12 protein-coding genes are annotated in these 16,285 nt (G+C 73.8%); 6 read left to right on the top strand and 6 right to left on the bottom strand.

Going from position 1 to position 16,285, the window contains the following annotated elements; translation table 11 throughout:
• Positions 1 to 105 precede the first annotated feature (105 nt).
• Positions 106 to 837: a lysophospholipid acyltransferase family protein gene (locus tag AAH979_RS10585; protein ID WP_346257899.1), complete on the top strand. Its 732-nt coding sequence runs from the start codon at positions 106 to 108 to the stop codon at positions 835 to 837.
• A gap of 41 nt (positions 838 to 878) precedes the next feature.
• Here AAH979_RS10585 and AAH979_RS10580 read toward each other — a convergent pair whose 3' ends face one another.
• On the bottom strand, positions 879 to 4,421 hold the full coding sequence (locus AAH979_RS10580) for an adenylate/guanylate cyclase domain-containing protein (protein WP_346258007.1): 3,543 nt from the start codon (positions 4,419 to 4,421) through the stop codon (positions 879 to 881).
• Positions 4,422 to 4,669: 248 nt separating this feature from the next.
• Here AAH979_RS10580 and AAH979_RS10575 point away from each other — a divergent pair, with 248 nt between their 5' ends.
• Positions 4,670 to 4,867 (top strand): hypothetical protein, encoded by a 198-nt coding sequence (locus tag AAH979_RS10575; RefSeq protein ID WP_346257898.1) that lies wholly within the window; start codon positions 4,670 to 4,672, stop codon positions 4,865 to 4,867.
• 379 nt (positions 4,868 to 5,246) lie between these two features.
• Here AAH979_RS10575 and AAH979_RS10570 read toward each other — a convergent pair whose 3' ends face one another.
• Positions 5,247 to 5,939 (bottom strand): Crp/Fnr family transcriptional regulator, encoded by a 693-nt coding sequence (locus AAH979_RS10570; protein ID WP_101367233.1) that lies wholly within the window; start codon positions 5,937 to 5,939, stop codon positions 5,247 to 5,249.
• A gap of 489 nt (positions 5,940 to 6,428) precedes the next feature.
• Here AAH979_RS10570 and AAH979_RS10565 point away from each other — a divergent pair, with 489 nt between their 5' ends.
• From AAH979_RS10565 to AAH979_RS10550, 4 genes are all read left to right on the top strand, one after another.
• On the top strand, positions 6,429 to 6,938 hold the full coding sequence (locus AAH979_RS10565) for a polyadenylate-specific 3'-exoribonuclease AS (protein ID WP_346258006.1): 510 nt from the start codon (positions 6,429 to 6,431) through the stop codon (positions 6,936 to 6,938).
• Positions 6,939 to 7,270: 332 nt separating this feature from the next.
• Positions 7,271 to 8,299, top strand: coding sequence for a 6-phosphofructokinase (locus tag AAH979_RS10560; protein WP_346257897.1), 1,029 nt, complete (start codon positions 7,271 to 7,273; stop codon positions 8,297 to 8,299).
• A 141-nt stretch (positions 8,300 to 8,440) separates the two neighbouring features.
• A complete protein-coding gene (gene proC, locus AAH979_RS10555) occupies positions 8,441 to 9,259 on the top strand; it encodes a pyrroline-5-carboxylate reductase (protein ID WP_346257896.1) in 819 nt (272 codons plus the stop codon).
• Positions 9,260 to 9,305: 46 nt separating this feature from the next.
• The gene (locus AAH979_RS10550; protein WP_346257895.1) at positions 9,306 to 9,656 is read left to right on the top strand and encodes a DUF2203 domain-containing protein; all 351 of its coding nucleotides are present in this window, start codon (positions 9,306 to 9,308) and stop codon (positions 9,654 to 9,656) included.
• Positions 9,657 to 9,692: 36 nt separating this feature from the next.
• Here AAH979_RS10550 and AAH979_RS10545 read toward each other — a convergent pair whose 3' ends face one another.
• From AAH979_RS10545 to AAH979_RS10530, 4 genes are all read right to left on the bottom strand, one after another.
• Entirely contained in the window at positions 9,693 to 10,376 is a 684-nt protein-coding gene (locus AAH979_RS10545; RefSeq protein WP_346257894.1) for a class F sortase, read from the bottom strand.
• Positions 10,373 to 11,248 (bottom strand): DUF4397 domain-containing protein, encoded by an 876-nt coding sequence (locus tag AAH979_RS10540; RefSeq protein ID WP_346257893.1) that lies wholly within the window; start codon positions 11,246 to 11,248, stop codon positions 10,373 to 10,375. Before AAH979_RS10540 ends, AAH979_RS10545 begins: the two co-directional genes overlap by 4 nt.
• Positions 11,249 to 11,468: 220 nt before the next feature.
• Positions 11,469 to 12,368 (bottom strand): hypothetical protein, encoded by a 900-nt coding sequence (locus tag AAH979_RS10535; RefSeq protein WP_346257892.1) that lies wholly within the window; start codon positions 12,366 to 12,368, stop codon positions 11,469 to 11,471.
• Positions 12,369 to 12,393: 25 nt separating this feature from the next.
• Positions 12,394 to 16,239 (bottom strand): S8 family serine peptidase, encoded by a 3,846-nt coding sequence (locus AAH979_RS10530; RefSeq protein ID WP_346257891.1) that lies wholly within the window; start codon positions 16,237 to 16,239, stop codon positions 12,394 to 12,396.
• Positions 16,240 to 16,285: the final 46 nt, after the last annotated feature.

Here is a 16,285-nt window from a genome sequence, read left to right as displayed (position 1 = left end):
CAGTTCCCGCCTGCGGCCATCGACGCCCGGCACGACGCGTACCCGTATCGTTGCCCTCCTCGGCGGCCGACGTGGGGACGCGCGGGACTCTCGGGAAGGACACTGGTGCTGTACGGGCTGATGAAGTACGTCATCCTCGGGCCCTGGCTGAAGTTGATCTTTCGGCCGCAGGTCGAGGGGAGGGAGAACGTACCCGACTCCGGTCCGGCGATCATCGCCAGCAACCACCTGTCGTTCTCCGATTCGATCTTCATGCCGCTGATGGTCAAGCGAAAAGTGACGTTCGTGGCGAAGGCCGAATACTTCACCGGCAAGGGGCTGAAGGGCTGGCTGGTGAAGATGTTCTTCGTGGGTACCGGCACCATCCCGGTGGACCGCTCCGGCGGGCGGGCCGCGCAGGCCGCGCTGGACACCCAGCTCAAGGTGCTGCGGGCCGGCAACCTCGCCGGGATCTACCCGGAGGGCACCCGCTCGCCGGACGGCCGGCTCTATCGCGGCAAGACCGGGGTGGCCCGGCTCGCGCTGGACAGCGGTGCCCCGGTCGTCCCGGTGGTGATGCTCAACGCCGACGAGATCCAGCCGCCCGGGAAGCTGCTGCCGAAGATCAAGCGGGTGAAGATCAGGTTCGGCCGTCCGCTGGACTTCTCCCGCTACGCCGGAATGTCCGGCGACCGGTTCGTCGAGCGGGCGATCACCGACGAGATCATGTACGAGCTGATGGAACTCTCCGGCCGGGAGTACGTCGACATCTACGCCCAGAAGATCAAGAACCAGCAGCTCAAGGCGACGGCCGGCGCGGTGGTTGCCGAGTCGCCCACCGACTCGCTGGCCGCCTGAGCTGAGGCCGATCCGGGGGAGAGGCGGAGGCGGCCGGTGGGTCAGGAGGCGAGCATCGGGGTGCTGGCGTTCTGGGCCGGTGGAGCGTGGCCGACCCGGAGCAGGCCGGGCACCCGGTTGCGCAGCGCGAAGCCGCGTACCTCGGCCAGCGCCACCTCGGCGGCGGGGTCGTCACCGGCCCTCGCCAGCTCACCGGCGGCGAGCGCCAGTCCGACCATCCGGTCGGTGAGGTCCGGGATCCGCGCGTAGCTCTCCGCCGCCGCGATGTAGAGCTGCCCGGCCCGGGCATGGTCGCCGTCCGCGCTGGCCAACGCGGCCGTCACGGTACGCACCGCCGCCTCCACCCAGAGCGTGGAGTGGGTGAGCGCGTCCAGCATCTCCCGGACGCGTACCGCCGAGTCCCGGCCGGTGAGCGCGGCGGCGTACGAGGCGGCCGGAATCCACTCCCCGCTGGCCAGGGCCGGCACGGTCGCCCACGACTCGGCCAGCTCGTCGAGCAGCTCCGCCGCCTCCCCGGTACGCCCCTGTAGGGCCCGGCACAGCGCGCCCAGGCCCAGCATGTTCCAGTGCAGCCGGTGGAAGCCGCTGCGCCGCGCGGTCTCCAGCGCGTCCGTCACGTCGTCCGGGGCGGCCACTCCGGGGCGGCCGGCGGGCACCGGCTCGTCGCGCAGCACCCGCAGGTACGCCCGCATCCCGCGGACCTGCATGTCCCAGCGGCCGGCCGGGGTGTCCACGAAACCGTCGGCCACGGTCAGCAGCCGCCCGACGTCACCCTCGTAGTACGCGCGCACCGCCTCCGCCGAGCCGCCGGTCGACAGCGCCTCGGCCTCGGCCAGCGCCGGGCAGGACGCGACCAGTTCGTCGGCGCGGATCCAGTCGCCCTCCTCGCGCATCACGTGCGAGAGGTTGCGCACCACCCGGGGCAGCACCACGAGCTGGTGGTCCTGGCAGAACCGCAGGATGGTGTGCAGCTCGTCGAGCCCGGCGCGGTCGCCGGACTGGTAACGGGCGGTCGCCACGGTGATCCGGGCGTCGGTCTGGGTCTCGACCAGGCCGAGCCGCTCGGCGATGTCGGCCGCCGCGCCCGCCGCGGCCACCGCCGGGTCGCGTTCGTAGTTGAGCATGTGCAGCCGGCCCAGCTCGGCGTAGGCGTCCGCCTTCTGCGCGGTGTCCGGCAGTGCGTCGAACAGCTCGACGGCACGGTCCAGGCAGGACAGCGCCTCGGCCCGGTCGGCCCGCAGCCAGGCGGCCTTGCCGAGCAGCGTCCAGGCCCGGGCCGCGCCGCCGGGCTCGTCGTACGCGAAGAGCCGGTCGGCGAGCGCGTGCAACTGGTCGGTGCCACCGCCGGCCAGGAAGGCGGTGCCGTCCCGGAAGTAGGAGATCTCGGTGAGTAGCAGCTCCAGGTGCAGCCGGCCGACCGGGTCGCTGTCGTCGGCCAGCCCGAGCGCCCGGCCGGCGTGGTTGGCCGCCGCGTCCAGCGCGTGCAGCGCGTACGCCCGCCGGGCCGCCCGGTGCAGCGCCTCCCGGGCCGGCGGAGCGTACCGCTCGGTGTCCACCCCGAGGGTGTGCGCGATCTCGTGCGCCGCCCAGCGGTGGTGGGCCAGCACCTCGGCCAGGTCGGTGTCCCGGCCCCGGGACATGCCGTCCAGCCAGTCCGCCGTCCGGTCGTGCCGGGCGACCCGCTCGGTCCGGGGCAGCCGCTGATAGCAGACGTCCCGGACCAGCACGTGCCGGAACCGGAACTCCGGCTGGCCGGCCATCGCCGAGGTGGCCTGCTCGTGCACGAAGTCCCGCTGCTCCAGCCGGCGCAGCGCCCGCTCCACCGACTCGACCGGCTGGCCGAGCGCCGCCGCGACCGCGCCCGGCCAGAACTGCATGCCGACCACCGAGGCGGCCAGCAGCACCATCCGGTCGGGACCGTCCAGCAGGTCCACCCGGTTGGCGATCACCGAGTGCACGGAGTCCGGCATCGCCAGGTCGTGCTGCTTCTCCAGTGACCAGCCCCGGCCGGACTGGCGCAGCGCGCCCTGCTCGATGAGCATCCGGACATACTCATGGGCGTAGAGCGGGTTGCCGTCGGCGACCTCGACCAGCGGGCTGAGCATGTCGGTCGAGAAGGCGGCCTGGCCGAAGATGTGCCCGTAGAGCGAGGCGATGCCGGTGTCCCGCAACGGCGGCAGGGTCACGCTCATCGAGCCGGTGATGGTGCCGGCCCAGCTCGGCTCCCGGTTGACCAGCTCGGGGCGGGCGGTGCAGAGCAGCAGCAGCGGCACGTTCTGCGCGTACGCCCCGAGCAACTCGACGAAGTTCAGCATCGCCTCGTCGGCCCAGTGCAGGTCCTCGAAGACGAGTACGGTCGGCTGGCGGGCGGCGAGCGCGACCAGGAACCGCCGCCAGGCCGACTCGGACTCCTCCGCCGGCAGCGTCGGCCCCGGCAGCCCGACCACCGGGCGCAGCGCGTCCATCAACCGGTCCGCCGGCCCGGGCCCGACCAGCTCGACCAGCGCCGACTCCAGCCGGCGGGTGGCGACCGGCGCCGGGTCGGTGTCCAGGATCCCCGCCTCGGCCTTGACGATGTCGGCCAGTGCGGCGAACGTGACGTTCTCGCCGAACGGCCGGCAGCGGCCGACCCGCCAGGTCAACGGCTCGTCGGTCAGCCGCTCGATGTGCCGGAACAGCTCCCGCACCAGCCGGCTCTTGCCGATGCCGGCGTGCCCGAGCACCGTTACCATCTGCGGCAGCCGGTCCCGGATGGACCGGTGCAGCGCGTTGACCAGCAGCCCCAGCTCGTGCTCCCGGTCGATCAGCGGAGTGGTGTCCGGCTCCCGGTCCGGCGGCTGCCGGTCCACCGGAGCCAGCGCCAACCACACCTCGGTCGGCGAGGAGCGCCCCCGCAGCGTCACCGGCGCCTGCTCCGAGTAGCGGATCGCGTCCCGGGTCAGCGCGTAGGTGGTGCCGCAGACCAGTACCCCGCCCGGCGGCGCCACCGACTGCATCCGGGACGCCGTGTTCACCACGTCACCGGCCACGATGGCCTGACCGCCGTCCCGGGCGGCGGCCACGTCCACCAGCGCCTCACCGGTCGCCACCCCCACCCGGAACCGCAGGTGGTCGGCACCGGTCGGGGTGAACCGGGTCAGCACCCGCTGCAACTCCAGGCCCGCGCGTACGCAGCGCAGCGGGTCGGTCTCGGTCGCCACCGGCGCCCCGAACAGTGCCATCACGGCGTCGCCGATGTACTTCTCCACCACCCCGCCGTACTGGCCGATGACCCGGCGGGCCGCCGAGAAGAAGGCGGTCTGCATGCCCCGGACCAGTTCCGGGTCGGCCCGCTCGACGTACGGGGTGAAGTCGATGAGGTCGACGAAGAGTACGCTGACCCGCCGCCGGTCCTCCTGGGACATCGGGGCCGGCCGGCCGGGCTGGGCGGGCCGGGGCTTGCCACAGGCCGTGCAGAACGCGGCATCGGCGGCGAGTGGCTGGTCACACTGCGGACAGGTCGGGGTCAGCTCGGTGCCGCAGCCGCCGCAGTAGCGGTCGCCAGCGGCGGCGATCCGGCCGCATCTGGTGCAGGTAGCGGAGATGCCGTCCTCCTACGGTGTCGAAGGGACGTGCTGGCCACCTCCGGTGGTGCCGCCCGGCCGCGGCCACCGGCCGGAGGCTCCGGCGAGCCGCTGGCGGTCGCGCGGGCGGGGAGTTCGCCACCGCCGAGTATCAGCGTCCGGCCCCGGTGTCGGGAACCGGGCTGTTAGCTAGCGGACAGTCCCACCCATAGTGATCCAAGATACAGTCATTGGCGCCTACCGATCGACGATTATCAGGGAGATGGGCAATGGTGTACGTCCGACTGGAAAAGGAATGGACCGACGGTGACGGCGTCGGCCACTCCTCCGGGGACATGATCGACGTGGACGCCGCTACCCTGGCGAAGCTCCAGGCCGCCGGCATCGTCGGCGGGGAGAACCCCGACTGGCCGGGGGCGACCAGCGGTGGCAGCCGGGACACGACCAACTGGCCCGGGGCGACCTGATCGTTCGGAGCCCCGCACCTCACCGGGCGTTCCGGAAACCGTTGTCGGTCTCCGGAACGCCCGCCGTCGCTTCTGGCCCCCAACGCCCGCCGCCGTCGCTCTCCGGCCCGGAACGCCCGCCGCGCCCGTCGACCGGATACCGAACGCTTCAACCTGGACAGCGCGGCGCGGCGACCCCGACCGCTACCCGCGGCCACGCCGAACCGACCAGGGGAGGCCGGCAAGGTTCACTGTCGACGGTGCCGCCGCGCTGCGGGCCTCGATCGTGCCGCCGTGGCCGGGTGCGTTCGGTGCACGGGAGTTCCTGGGCCGGGTACCGCGACGACGGTGCTGCCGGTGGCTGTCGGGGATTGCCCGGTGCCGCCGGCCGGCGGACGGGTCAGCGCTCGGCCATGCCGGCGCGGCGACGCAGTGCCGCGACGTCGGTCACCACGATCCGCCGCCCCTCGGTACGCAGCCAGCCCCGGCTGGCGAACGACCCGATGGCCTGGTTGACGCTCTGCCGCGAGCCGCCGGCCATCTCGGCCAACTGGCTCTGGTTGAGCTCGATAGTGATCATGGGCGCCTGGCTCTCGCCGGCCAGCCGGACCAGCGTCTTGGCGACCCGACCCGGCAGGTCGAGGAAGACATGGTCGGCGTTCTGCTCGGTCAGCCGGCGGATCAGCCCGCCCAGCGACCGCATCACCGCGTCGAGGATGCGCGGATTGGAGTGCACCAGCTCCATGAACGCGCCACGGGACAGCGCCAGGGCGGTGCAGTCCTCGATGGCCTCGGCGGACGCCGACCGGGTGGAGGCGTCCAGCAGGGACACCTCGCCGAGCACGTCCGGCGGGCGGATGACGTTGAGCACCGCGCGCTCGCCGGTCGGCGCGGTGCGGAACACCGCGACCGCTCCCCGGCGCAGCACGATCAGGGACTCGCCGGGATCGTTCTCGACGAACAGCAGTTGTCCCTTGCGGTAGGTGCGGGGCACCGCCGCGGCGATCACCCGTTGGCGCACCTCGGGCTCCAGGCCGGCGAACATGTCGACGCCGGTGAGGGCGTCGCCCGGCTCAGGCAGGCGAACCTCCACGGCTCAACCCCTCCCCGGTAAATATCCCAGTTTTGCTCTCGGTCGACCCGCAACCGACCGGAGAAGCAAGGTGAAACTGATACCGGTAGGGTCCGGTAGCGGTACACATCAGATCATGACGGTCGTGTCGCTTGCTGTACACCCCTCAAATCACTTCTGTGACAGTTCTGCCGCTGACCAGCGGGCATTCTGACGTCAGATCCGCCACTGGGTGGGGACCGTACGGGGGCGTGGCGGATACGTGGGGGCGCGGGGAGCCGCGACCGGCCGGAGGGCGAGCCAGTACCGCTGGCCGGCCGCGGCGGACCCGGGTGCCGACCGGCGTGGGGGCGCCGGCCGGCAGGGAAGGGCGTGGTGATCCGCCGACACCTAGGGATCACCACGCCGACCCGCCCCGTCTGGTAGCCCGGCCGGGCGCGTCGGCGCCGAATGGTGGAAATTCCACCCCCGATTCCCGTACGGCGGGACGGATGGGCGAGGATGGCGGCGATGGTCTACCGCTATTTCTACGACTGCGAGTTCATCGAGGACGGCCGGCTCGTCGACCTCGTGTCAATCGGCGTCGTCGACGAGTACGGTCGCGAGTTCTACGCGGTCTCCACCGAGTTCGACGACTCCCGGGCGGTGCCGTGGGTACGCCGGCACGTCCTGGACAAGCTGCCCTCGCCCGGCGACGGGGCGTGGCGCTCCCGGGAGCGGATCCGGGACGATCTCTACGAGTTCCTGATCGAGCCGGTCCGGGACCGGCCGGGGGAGAAGCTGGAGCTCTGGGCCTGGTACGCGGCGTACGACCACGTGGCGCTCGCCCAGCTCTGGGGAGCCATGCCGGCGCTGCCCCGGGAGATCCCCCGGTTCACCAAGGAGTTGCGCCAGCGCTGGGAGGACCGGGGCAGCCCGCCGCTGCCGGACGCCGCGTCCGACCGGCACGACGCGCTGGTCGACGCCCGGCACAACCTCGCCCGCTGGCAGGCGATGCACGCCCGGCCGGCGCAGTCCTGAACCGGCTCGTGATCGTCCCTCGACGAACCGGCTGAACGAGGCTCGTGATCATCCGTGCCGGACCCGGAGCGGCTCGGTGGATGATCATGGTTATCGCTCCGTCCGCTCCTCCGGGGCGGAGTGCCGGGCGGGCGAGTGCTCCGTTCACCCCGAAGACATCATCGGTTCAGCCACGCCGACGCTGCCCGGGGCGCGGTGGTCCGGTCCCGGGCGGGCGACTACAGTGCGCAATGACGGCCCGCCCCGGGCCGGCAACGACGCCGACGGTCTGACCTGACTTACACCCTGGGGCTTGACGGGCTCACTCGAAGCTCCTGGAGGAGAAGCAGATCATGCGTATCGGCGTGCTCACCGGTGGTGGTGACTGCCCGGGTCTGAACGCGGTGATCCGAGCGGTGGTGCGTAAGGGCGTCGCCAGCTACGACCACGAATTTGTCGGGTTCCGTGACGGTTGGCGCGGCCCGCTGGAGGGGCTGACCAAGCCGCTCGGCATCGCGGAGGTGCGGGGCATCCTGCCGCGCGGTGGCACCATCCTCGGCTCCTCCCGGACCAACCCCTTCAAGATCGAGGGCGGGGTCGAGCAGATCAAGACCAACCTGGCGCAGCAGGGCGTGGACGCGCTGGTGGCGATCGGCGGCGAGGACACCCTCGGCGTCGCCACCAAGCTGCACGAGCTCGGCGTCCAGGTGGTCGGTGTGCCGAAGACGATCGACAACGACCTGGGGGCCACCGACTACACCTTCGGGTTCGACACCGCGGTGAACATCGCGATGGAGGCGATCGACCGGCTGCACACCACCGCCGAGAGCCACCACCGCACCCTGGTCGTCGAGGTGATGGGCCGGCACGCCGGCTGGATCGCCCTGCACGCCGGTCTGGCCGGTGGCGCGAACGTGATCCTGCTGCCCGAGCGGCAGTTCGACGTCGACCAGGTCGCGACCTACGTCGAGAAGCGCTTCCAGAAGCAGTACGCCCCGATCGTGGTGGTCGCCGAGGGCGCCCAGCCGCTCGACGGTCAGATGGTGCTGCACAACCAGGAACTGGACGCCTTCGGGCACGTCCGGCTCGGTGGCATCGGGCAGTGGCTCGCCGGGCAGTTGGAGGCGAAGACCGGCAAGGAGGCCCGGACGGTCGTACTCGGGCACATCCAGCGCGGCGGCACCCCGACCGCGTTCGACCGGGTGCTCGCCACCCGGCTGGGCCTGCAGGCGATCGACGCCGTCAACGAGGGCGACTGGGGCAAGATGGTCGCCATGCAGGGCACCGACATCGTTCGGGTTCCGCTGGCCGAGGCGACCCGCGAGCTGAAGACCGTGCCGCTGGACCGCTACACCGAGGCCGAGGTCTTCTTCGGTAGCTGACGACTCGTGGTGGTGGGGGTGGCCGCCGCAGCCGGCTCCGAGCGGCCGGGCTCGATCTCTCCGCCGGGCGCGGCCGGTCACCCCCAGCCCGAGCGGCCGTCTGCCCGCGAGGGCTTGACGGCTTCCATCTGAGGAGGAGCGATGGCGCCGGGAGCGCACACCGTTGCCGTGATCGGCACCGGCAAGATCGGTGAACTGATGCTCTCCGGGCTGCTCCGGGCGGGCTGGCCGGGCGACCGGCTGCTGGCGACCACCCGGCGGCAGAGCCGCGCCGAGGAGATCGCCACCCGGTACGGCGTACGGGTGGTGGACAACCTGGCGGCGGTCGCCGAGGCGGACGTCCTCGCGGTGTCGGTCAAGCCGCAGGACGCCGGCGCGCTGCTCGACGAGATCGGCCCTAAGGTGCCGGCCGACAAGCTGGTCGTGTCGCTCTGCGCGGGGCTGCCGACGAACTTCTTCGCCCGGCGGCTGCCCGAGGGCACCCCGGTGATCCGGGTGATGACCAACACACCCGCCCTGGTCGACCAGGCGATGACGGCGATCTCCGCCGGGGTGCACGCCACCGCCGCGCACCTGGCACTCGCCGAGGAGATGTTCCGGCCGCTGGGCGCGACCATCCGGGTGCCGGAATCCCAGCAGGACGCGGTGACCGCGCTCTCCGGTTCCGGCCCGGCCTACTTCTACCTGCTGGTCGAGGCGATGGTCGACGCCGGCATCCTGCTCGGGCTGCCCCGCCAGGTGGCGCACGAGCTGATCGTGCAGACCGCCATCGGCTCGGCGGTGATGCTGCGCGACTCCGGCGAGCACCCGGTGAAGCTGCGCGAGGCGGTCACCTCGCCGGCCGGTACCACCATCTCGGCGATCCGGGAGCTGGAGAACCACGGCGTACGCGCGGCGCTGCTGGCCGCGCTGGAGGCGGCCCGGGACCGGGCGCGGGAGATCGCGGCGCAGAACGACTGAGCCGTACGTCCGGTCCGATCCGGGTTCGGGGCCCCATACTGTGCGCGTGTTCACCCTTGCCCAGGCACGTCACCTGATCGCGACGCTGCGCCCGCGGATCGACGAGCTGATCGTGCTCCGCGCCGACCTGGCCGAGCTGCGGGCCGACCTGACCGACCGGGGAACGAGCCCGCTCGGCGGGCTGGCCGAGGTCAAGGGCCTGGAGGCGCGGATCTTCGGCATCCTGGAGGAGCTGACCGGGCACGACATCCAGGTCAAGGGCTTCGCCCCGGTACTGCTCGACTTTCCCGGCGAGCGGGCCGGTCGGCAGGTGCTCTGGTGCTGGCTGGAGGGGGACAGCGACCTGCGGTGGTACCACCGGGTGGAGTGCGGCTTCTCGGGCCGGCGCCCGGTCTGACCCCACCGGCTTCGGCCGGCGGCGGTGGGTCGGGCCTCAGCCGGCGGCCGACTCGGGGATCACCACCGGCGCTTCGGCGACGGCGAAGACCACCAGGTTGTCCCGGTAGTGCCGGCTGGGCCGGTCGAAGGCGCCGCCACAGGTGATCAGCCGCAGTTCCGGGCCGGGGGTGGGGCCGTAGACGGCGTCGGTCGGAAACGCGTCCTTGGCGTGCCGGCTGGCCCCGGTCACCCGGAACGGGATCCACCGGTCGCCGCGCCGCACCTCGACCCGGTCGCCCGGGCGCAGCTCGGAGAGCCGGGCGAAGACCGCCGGTCCGGTGGTCGAGTCGACGTGCCCGGCCAGCACCGCCGGCCCGACGTCCCCGGGTGCGGTGCCGGCGGCGTACCAGCCGGCCTCGGCGAAGTCGCGGGGGGTGCCGAGCCGGCCGGACCGGTCCAGCCGGAGCCGGGTCAGGGCGGCGTCGACCCGGATCCGCGGGATGCGTACCCGGGTCGGCGCGCCGGTGGGTGCCCGGCGGCTGGCGTCGGCCGGGGTGCCGGGGCAGCCGTCCGGGCAGTCCGGCGCCCCGACCGGCTCCGGCAGCGCGACCGGTCCCGGCAGTGCGACCGGCAGCGGTGCCGGCACCGCGTCGCCGGTCAGCGCGACGCCGAGGCTCGCCCCGAGCACCGCGCAGAGCAGCAGGTTGACGCCGCCGGGCACGGCTCGGGCCGCGGTCACGGGTGCCGGCGGCGGCGCAGCGCGGACCTGGCGGCCGCCGCGACGACGACCGCGCCGAGCGCGCCGACCGCGGCGAGCCCGAGCGGGTACGCCGGATCGTCCGGCCCGGCCGTGCCACCGGCCCCGGTGTCCACCCCGCCGTTCGGCACCACCACTCCGCCGCGCGCGTCGACCCGCAGTTCGGTGGTCAACCCGCCCGCCTTCGCGTCCAGCACCAGCAGCGAGTAGACGGTACCGTCCCGCAGCGACACGTCGGCCGTGGTCGCCGTCGCTCCGGTCGCCGACAGCCGCAGCGTCGACCGACCGGGCTCGACCTGGTGGTACGGCGTGGTGGTGGCGAAGGGTACGGCGTCGGCGATGCTCGGCCCGTCGGCGACCGCGACGTCGATCACGGGTGCCCGTACCGACGCCTGTACCACCCGTACCTTGGCCCGGCCCTCGGCGGGCGCCCTCAGGTCGTCGTCGAGCACCTTCAGACCGAGCTCGGCGTACCGGCCGACCCCGGCGACCGTGTACGCCTCGCCGGACCTCACCGACACGCTGGTGGTGAGTACCGGCGGATCGCTGGCCGGCGCGCCGGCCCGGCGCATCGCGACGGCGTACGGCCCGGTCGGCAGCGGCAGGTACGGCGACAGCACGCCGTACCCGACCGCCTTGAACACCTGCGGTTCGGTCGAGCCGCCGGCCGGGCCGAGGTAGACGTCGACGGCGGGTGTGTCCGGCGACAGGTGGGCCAGCCGGACGTAGCCGACGGTGGCCGTGGCACCGGCCGGACTGGCGACCGCGGTGGACAGGCCGAGGCCGAGGCCGAGGGCGGCGACCGCCGCGGCGATCCGCCGCACGGTCTGGACAGGTCGATCGAGGTGCTCCATCACGCCTCCTGGGATGTGGCGGGCAGGGTATCGGCCCGGTGGCCCGGAATATCGCACCCACCGTCCGTCCGGCCGGCGGTGGTCGCGAATGGATGTTCGGCGGGGCCGGGTGCGCCGGGGACAGGGTCCCGAAGACCCGGGGGAGGAGCAATCACGCCACGCTAAGTGATCTAATCGTTACGTAATGCCAGGACTGCCGCTCTGGCCTGGTCGGACCAGGTCAATTCCCCGGACGGGTGAGCTGCCGCTCGGCGAGGCGGCGGCGGAGCAGCGCCGCGCCGAGCCGGTAGCCGAACGTGGCATAGCCGAGGCCGCCGGCCAGGGCGGCGACGGAGGCCAGTTCGGGATACCCGGTCGGTACGCCGCCGCTGCCGACCGGGGACGCGGCGAGAGCACCCCAGCCGATGGCGACGTGGCCGCTGATCGGCAAACCCGCCAGCAACAGCCCGAACACCAGGGCCGGCGGTCGCGGGGTGGAGAGGCTGACCGCGCCACCGACCACGATCGACGCCAGCCCCCAGAGCACCAGTACGGCGAAGAGCCTCGACCAGGTGCCGAGCAGCGCGCCCAGCCCCACCCCGACCGCGGCGAGCAGCGGAAACATCGCGAGCCCGACGGCGATGGTCAGGCGTACCCCGGGATCGGCCAGCAGGTCGGGGTCGAAGGAGAGCCCGGCCGCCTCGACCCGGGCCCGGCTCGGCGGCGTGCCGAGGTCGGAGGCGGCCAGCGGGATACTCACCGCCGCGTTGAGCAGGGCCAGCAGCAGACCCGCACCGGCGGCCACGGTCAGCTTGCCCGGCAGTACCCGCCGAGGGTCGGGCGCCCCATCCGGGCCGGCGAGTCGGGCCGGCGCGTAGTCGGCCAGCACCAGCGCGGCCCCGAGCAGCAGGGCCAGCAGGTGCCCGACCAGGAACCCGGAGGTGGCGGTCTGCACGCCGCCGGTGTAGTACCCGGCCAGGAGCTGGTCGTCGCCCTGCGGGTCGTAGTTGACCCAGAAGTCGTGGTAGCCCGCGTTGACCGGCATCAGCAGCACGACGGCGGCGACCAGCAGCACCGGGCCGCACCACAGCACGGGGCTGTGCAGCAGAACCCGGCACTCCCGGCCGACCGCCGCTCGCATCCATCCAGCGTCGCAGACCCGCGCCTCAGGTCAGGCCGGTCACTCGCCAGGCCCGGACGACGGTCTGTTCGACACCGTTGCCGTCCCGGTCGACCGCGGTCACCCGGAGGGTGGCGAACCGCGCCCCGGCGGGGGCGGCCGGCAGGGTCGCCAGCACCTCCCGGCCGCCCCGGGTGGTCGCGTCCCGCCAGTGCGCCCCGTCGTCGTACGAGACCGCGACCCGCACCGTGAACCGGCCGGGTCCGGTCGCCCCGGGCTGGTAGCCGGGGCGCAGTACCAGCCGGTACGGCCGGTCGGCCCGGACCGTGTTGGCCAGGTCGGTCTCGATGTCGTAGCCGAGCTGGGGCAGCGGCAGTACCACCGGCCGGTCCCCGTGCGGTCGCCCGGAGCGGAACGTCCAGGTCGTCGAGGTGGCGGTGGAGGTGGTCCACCAGGGCCGGCCGGCGAACGAGTCCCGGGCGACGTCGAGCCGGAGCTGGTAGCGACCGGTGCGGCCCGGCACGGTGAACTGGGTGGCCGACGCGCTGCTCCGGCCGAGTACCCTGCCGTCCCGGCTCAGGGTCAGCTCGCTGCGGTCGGAGCGGCCGTCGACCCAGCCGTACGCGGTGGCGGCGCCGTCGGCGTACTGCGGGACGGCGACCCGGATCGCGTCGTGCGCCCGGTTCACCGGCAGCCCGTACGCGTGGTCCGGAGTCACCGTCGCCGGCACGGCGGGCCGGGTCAGGGCCGGGAACCACACCTCCCGAACCCGTTCACCGGCCCGGTACGCCCGCAGTGGCCCCCACATCTGCCCCTGCGGGTTGCCGACCTGGTACGCCTCCAGGATTCCCGCGCTCCGCCAGGCGACGCCCCGGGTGCTGACGTGGTCGGTACGCCGGTGCGCGGCGGTGATGGTCCGGCTGAAGCCGAACCCGGTCGACACCCCGTCCGGGTAGCCGGCCCGGGTCTCCCGGGCCACCATCCCCGGCGCGTGCTGGTGGAACTCGGACTCCACGGTGGCCAGCGCGAGTTCGGCGGTGCGGTAGTGCAGGTCCTCCGGCACCCGGCCCGACTCCGGCAGCAGCAGGTCGTAGCGGTACGGCGACCGGGCGACGGCGTCCAGTGCGACCGTCGCCGGCCCGACCGCCAGCCGTTCCCGGAGCCGCTGTGCGACGACCGCCTCCACCCGGTACGCCGGCACCGGCGAGCCGTAGCCGTTGACCTCGTGGAAGCCCGGTGTCGGCCCGGCCAGGAAGACCGCCCGCGCTCCGGCCGCACCCGCCGCCCGCAACTGCGCGACGCCGGGATCCTCCGCGCCGCCCTGGTCGAGCCGGATCAGCACCACCGCGTCCCGGGCTCCGGCCTTCGCCAGTTCGGCGGGCGTACCGTCGCCGCCGTCGACCAGCCGGGCGCTGCTCCGGCCGTCCAGCAGCGGTGCACCGTCGACCTTTCGCGGCTCCGGTACCGGGAAGCCGTCCGGGCCGGTCACCGTGGCGGTGAGCACCGGCGCGGTCAGGTCCCACCGGCTGAAGAACCGGAAGGTACCGGTCGACACCGGTCGGGTCGGCGCCGCGTAGACCCGGCGGATGGTGTCCAGGTTGAACGACTCGCCGGAGAGCAGCGACACCGCCGCCGTACCGCGCTGCCAGACCAGTGCGGCCTGGGTGGCCGTGGTCCGGTCCGGGGTGTCGATCCGGATCTCCCGGCCGCTCCGGGCGTCCTGCCGCACCGTCCGGTCCGCCTCGACGGTCAGCTCCGGCTCGGCGAGCAGTGTAGCGTCCTCGGGAAAGCCCGACGCCGACATGCTGAACATCCAGGTCGCCAGGGCGTAGCGGCCGGCCGGCAGCTCGACGGTGGCGGGCTGCCCGCCGAGGAAGTGCGCCCAGTGCTCCTCTCCGGTGTCCAGGTTGAACAGTTGGGACCGGCTGTAGAAGTCGGCCGGCGGCCGACCCTGGCGGTCCACCGCCTCGATGGTCAGCGTCCGGGTCGGCGGCACGACGTGGAACCCGATCGGAGTACGCAGCTCGGCGCCGCCGCCCCGGGCGGTCAGTACCCCGGCGTACAGGTTCGGGGCGGTACGGGTCGGGTCGAGCCGGACGACCGCGCTGGCCCGCCCGCCGGCCGGTACGGTCAGCCGGGCCGGCGAGACGCCGACGACCGCCCGCCGCTGGTCGGCGCCGAGGTCGCGGACCTCGGCGGAGAGGGTGAGGGTGACCGGCCGGCGACCGGGGTTCGTGAAGCCGACGGTGGCGCTCCGGGCCGGCGTACCGGCCGGGACCCGGCCCAGGGCGAGCGTCGCGGTGTCGACGGTGACCGGCTGGTTCAGGGCCCCGGCGACGTCCACCCGGCCGGCGCCCTGGGCCCAGACCGGGGTGTCCCGGTTCTCGACGGCGCTGCTGACCAGGGCCGCCTTGAGCTGGTCGGCCCGCCAGTCCGGGTGCCGCTGGGCGAGCAGTGCCGCCGCCCCGGCGACGTGCGGAGCGGCCATCGAGGTACCGGACATCGAGGTGTGGCCGGCGTCGACCACCTCGCCGAGGGTGGTCCCGGCGGCGCGGGCCGCCACGATGCCGACCCCGGGGGCGGTGATCTCCGGCTTGACCGCACCGTCGCCGAGTCGCGGGCCACGGCTGGAGAAGTCGGCCATCCGGTCCCGGCCGTCGACCGCGCCCACGGTCAGCGCCCGGTCCGCCGTGCCCGGCGTGCTGACTGTCCGCCGGCCGGGGCCGGCGTTGCCGGCGCTGACCACGAAGAGCGCGCCGGAGCTGGCGGAGAGTGCGTCGAGCGCCTCGGTGACCGGGTCCGGTCCCTCGGCGGCCGGGCCGCCGAGGCTGAGGTTGACCACCCGGGCGCCCTGGCGCACCGCCCACTCCATGCCGGCGATCACCCCGGAGAGGTCTCCGGACCCGTGGTCGTCGAGCACCTTGCCGATCAGCAGCCGGGCACCGGGCGCGACGCCCTTGCCGCCCGGCCCGGTGCCGCCGGAACCCCCGGCGTCCCGCCGGTCGCCGGTCCGACCGGTGGTGCCGGCGCCCGCGATGGTGGCGGCGACGTGGGTGCCGTGCCCGACCCGGTCGGTGGTGTCGGGCGTACCGGTGAAGCTGGCCGCCGCGCTGACCCGGCCGGCGAGGTCGGGGTGGCTGGGGTCGTAGCCGCTGTCCAGGACGGCGACCTTCACGCCCCGGCCGTCGTACCCGGACCGCCACGCCTGCGGGGCGCCGATCTGCGGCACGCTATCGGCCAGGTCGGCGCTGACCCGCCGGTCCAGCCACAGCCTCCCGAACCCGCTCGCCAGGGTGCCGGCCCCGGCCACCGCGGGGCCGGCCGTCGACCGGTTGCCGGCACCGCCGGTCACGGCGGACCAGAAGTCGGCGGCCCGGGACTTCTCCGTGCCGACCGCGATCGCCCCGATGCTGGGCAGTTCCCGGTGCCGGGTGGCGCCGGCCGGGGTCGCCGGTGCGGTGGCCCGCAGTCCCGGTCCGGCGGGGGCGCCGGTGAGCAGCAGCGGCAGGGTGGACCGGGCCGCGTCGGAGTAGCCCTCGGCCACCAGGTCGGTGACGTTGAACAGGGCCGGGTCCACCCGCCCGGCGGTGACCAGCGGGAGCGCCTCGTACGGCGTGACGTGCAGGTCACCGTCGCGTTCGGAGAGTTGGAAGCCGAGCCCCTTCCGGGGGCCCCGGTCGTCCACCTCGGCGACCTGCCGACCGTCCGCAAAGGTGCTGAGCCGGACGACGTCCCCGGTGACCAGGGTGACGGTGTGCACCGCCGCCGGTCCGGAGCGGACCGCTGGCGCGACTGCGCCACCGTACGGCCCGGCGGCGGCCGGTGGGGCCCCGGCGGCCAGGATGGCGACGGCGACCGCGAACGCGACGACCGTACGTGGTGACTTGACCACGAAAGCTCCCTTGACGTGCTGCTAGATCATCGGGCAGCGTCACACT

Origin of the sequence: Plantactinospora sp. ZYX-F-223 (genome assembly GCF_039649625.1) — a bacterium.
Lineage (GTDB): Bacteria > Actinomycetota > Actinomycetes > Mycobacteriales > Micromonosporaceae > Plantactinospora.
The sequence above is the reverse complement of the archived record's forward strand: the minus strand, read 5'-3'. Positions and strand labels throughout refer to the sequence as shown.